Origin of the sequence: Cupriavidus phytohabitans, assembly GCF_017815025.1 — a bacterium.
Lineage (GTDB): Bacteria > Pseudomonadota > Gammaproteobacteria > Burkholderiales > Burkholderiaceae > Cupriavidus.
Genome location: NZ_JAGIQB010000148.1, coordinates 1 through 2686, shown reverse-complemented (window position 1 = coordinate 2686; position 2686 = coordinate 1). Strand labels below are relative to the sequence as shown.

The following is a 2686-nucleotide window of genomic DNA, read 5'->3' as shown; positions in this document are numbered from 1 at the left end:
ACCATCGACGCCGAGATCGAGAAACTTCTCTCCGGCTACGGCTCAAAGTTTGAAATCCGTTTCTCGTGAATACTTAAATACTTGTTCGATTCACCATATTTGAAATCGCCCAATTTAAATAGGGGTCGAGTTTTTCTTTAAATCTCCAGGGGGTTTTTCAAGAAATCGCCTCGCCATCGGCAAAAAACTCCACCCCTATTCCATGCTTGGGCGTGGTTGCCGCTGGGGCAGGCGCGATCGGGCAGGCAGTAAAAAAACCCGCAAAGCCTTATGCCATGCGGGTCTTCTGGATCAGGGCAGAGCAAAAAAATCTCCACCCCATTTTGGGCCGCTCGGGCCGTTTGTGCGTCAAAAATCTCCCGCCCTTTTTCCAGGTCGCCCTGGCGCGGGTTCAATATTGGCAATGGCGGCCAATACATCGATCTGGGCCGAGCCAAGTTCTGGCCCGTAGTCGCTGGCGTGGGCGACGAGGTAGTCCTGTATCTCCTTCTTGAAGCTGGGCCGCTCCGCCAGTTTGTCGGCATGGGTGCGCGCGTACGCCACGGCATCGGCCGCCGCTAGCAGCAAGCGCAGCTTGGCCGACCGGGGCAGCGGCGGGCCGTCCATTGCAACGGGCGCCGTTCCGCCAGCGCCCTGCACGTGGTCATCATCGATCGGCAGCAGGTCGTTCCGGATGCCAAAGTCACGGGCGATCTGGCACACCATTGCACGTGGTATTCGTGGCGGCCGGACGATCTTGACCAGCGGCGCTATGACTTCGTCCAGCAGGCTGTGCCGCGTCTCGATACGCGATAGGACTTCCATACGCATGTAGCGCACGGTGCTGGCCTCATCGGATTCTTCAGGTAGTCGATCCGCCTCGCCTGGATAAATGCCTGCCAACCGCGAGGCAGCGTCATCAACGCTGTAGTCGGACTGGCGCCTGGCAATGGCCTCGTCAATCATGTGCCTCTCCCGCGTGACCACGTTCGAGGCATTATGCGCCGGCTTACAGCCATTTACTGCGCCGCTTTGGCGGTAATAGAAACCCGCCACGCGGACGGGTCGGTCAATGCCGTCGTGCGTGCGTCAGGCGGCGACCGCGTGCCGCAGCGGCAGCACCACGGCGCCGGTGGTGTCGAGCGACACGCGGCCCACGCAGAAGGCATCCCACGCTGCCATTAGGCCGCGCCGCTCGCGCAGGTAGTCGCCCCGGTCGTAGCTGCGCTGCGTCGCGCTGCGTTCGTCATGGGCGAGGCACAGTTCGGCAACCATGTACTCCGCCTAGGTGTGCTCGGCCAGAAATTGACGCAGGCAGGAACGAAAGCCGTGCACCGTCACCGTGCCGCGCGCGTGGCCCATGGCGATCAAGTGCGCGAGCACCTGCTGATTGGTGAAGGGCTTGCCTCCCTTGCCGGGAAACACCAGATCGCTGTCGCCGGTACGGGCCTGCTGGCGCGCCTTGAGCATCTCCAGCATGGTGTCCGTGAGCGGCACGCGGTGCGCCCGCTTGGCCTTCATGCGCTCGGCGGGAATCGACCAGACCCGATCCGCCAGATCCAGCTCCGACCAGCGCATGCTCGCTGCCTCGTTGGCCCGGGTGCCGCTCAGAATCAGGAACTGAAGCAAGTCGGCCAGCGGCGTGCCGTCGGCGACCAGCGTGGCGACAAACCCCGGCACGGCGCGCAAGGATAGCGCGGCATGGTGCCGGCTCTTGTGCTTCGGCATGGCCGGCAGCCGCTCCTGCAAGCGCTTCAAGGCCAGCGGGTTCTCCGCGATCCAGCCCATGCGCCGCGCGTGGCCCATCATGGTGATCGTGCGCTGCAGTGCGCGCGTGGCCTGCAGGTGGCTCGTCACCCAGGGCTCGGCCAGGGCCTCGACCAGCGCGGCCTCGGTGATCTGCGTCACGTCCTTGCTGATGAGGGGAGCGCAGTAGCGCTTGACCGGTGCCAGCCACTGCGTGCAGGCCTGCGCGCCATGCTTCCAGCCCTTGGCGCGCGCCTCGGCCTGCACCGCTACGTCCAGCAGCTCGCCAAAGGTGTGGCCGGCCTTGCGCACCGGGGCCGGCTCCAGCGCCCGGACTTGGGCCAGCGCAGCCTGCTGCTCGGCGCGCGTGGCGCGGCGCTCGGCCAGCACATCGACGCCGCGCAGGCGCACATCAGCACGCGCCGCCGCAGCGGCGGCAATGGCAGCCTCCAGCGGCAGGTTGTCCATACTGCCCAGGCTCATACTGCGCGCCTTGCCTGCAAGGCAGTAGCGGACGACCCACAGGCGGCTGCCGCCGCGTACAGAAAGATAGAGGGACGGCGCCGCACGGTGTACCCCTTCGGGCAGGCGGCGGCATTGGCGTTCGGTCAGGGTCTTCGGCATGAAGTTGGCTCCCGGTGTTGTCTACAAAATGACTACAAGACATAGCGCCGTTTTTCTTTACAGCGCTTAACACGGTTGCACAGCCATGCACAGTAAATTCAATTAAATCAATAACTTACCGTGCTTGTAACCCTGATGATAGGCCGAACTGCTAGTATTTTGGTTACTTTTTGCCGCTCGGGCAAAACCCGCCAGGAGGGCGGAACCAGGCGCTTCAACGGCCGACAGCATGCCACCAGCCGCGCCAGCATGTCACCAACCCACCAACCACCTTGCAACAAAAATCAAAATCCAAAAAGCAAAAACCCCTCGCAGCGAACGCTGTCGAGGGGTTTTG

3 protein-coding genes are annotated in these 2686 nt (G+C 63.1%); all 3 read right to left on the bottom strand.

The genetic code is table 11. The features are described 5' to 3' along the window. Positions 1-348: 348 nt before the first annotated feature. Positions 349-945 (bottom strand): hypothetical protein, encoded by a 597-nt coding sequence (locus J8I34_RS33640; protein ID WP_209808509.1) that lies wholly within the window; start codon positions 943-945, stop codon positions 349-351. A 123-nt stretch (positions 946-1068) separates the two neighbouring features. Continuing rightward, positions 1069-1254 (bottom strand): site-specific integrase, encoded by a 186-nt coding sequence (locus J8I34_RS33635; protein WP_209808507.1) that lies wholly within the window; start codon positions 1252-1254, stop codon positions 1069-1071. A gap of 9 nt (positions 1255-1263) precedes the next feature. Then, positions 1264-2349 (bottom strand): tyrosine-type recombinase/integrase, encoded by a 1086-nt coding sequence (locus J8I34_RS33630; RefSeq protein WP_209808505.1) that lies wholly within the window; start codon positions 2347-2349, stop codon positions 1264-1266. Between the last annotated feature and the right edge of the window lie 337 nt (positions 2350-2686).

Bases quoted from the DNA above. Each gene is read 5' to 3' on its own strand.
- J8I34_RS33635 (WP_209808507.1), bottom strand. From the start codon at position 1,254: ATGGTTGCCGAACTGTGCCTCGCCCATGACGAACGCAGCGCGACGCAG.
- J8I34_RS33630 (WP_209808505.1), bottom strand. From the start codon at position 2,349: ATGCCGAAGACCCTGACCGAACGCCAATGCCGCCGCCTGCCCGAAGGG.
- J8I34_RS33640 (WP_209808509.1), bottom strand. From the start codon at position 945: ATGATTGACGAGGCCATTGCCAGGCGCCAGTCCGACTACAGCGTTGAT.